The sequence below is a fragment of the Gilvimarinus sp. 1_MG-2023 genome (assembly GCF_030548285.1).
Genome location: NZ_JAUOSC010000800.1, coordinates 1 through 289, shown reverse-complemented (window position 1 = coordinate 289; position 289 = coordinate 1). Strand labels below are relative to the sequence as shown.

Annotated in this window: 1 protein-coding gene; it reads right to left on the bottom strand. The window is 59.2% G+C overall.

Translation table 11 applies throughout. The features are described 5' to 3' along the window. Positions 1-289: LysR substrate-binding domain-containing protein (locus Q4563_RS19095; RefSeq protein WP_303605633.1), on the bottom strand; the 289-nt coding region annotated here is incomplete at both ends.

Genomic DNA, 289 nt, shown 5'->3' with positions numbered 1-289 from the left:
CCGTTGCCCCGGTGCCTACCGCCAAAAACAGCCGCTCGTTCAGCAACGGCCGGCTGATCATACCCATATGTGGCGAGGCATCGTCAGAGCTCACCAACAGGTCAACATCCCCCTGGCGCAACAACTGATAAAGGCTGCTCGACAAGCCGGTTTGCAAGTCCAGTTCGATACTTGGGTAACGGCGATTGACTTCGGCAAACAAGGGTACTGCCAGGGCGTTGCCTGTCGGTTGGCTCATCCCCAGTACCACCCGGCCACTGGGTTCACCACCGTCTTCCAGCAACTGCCG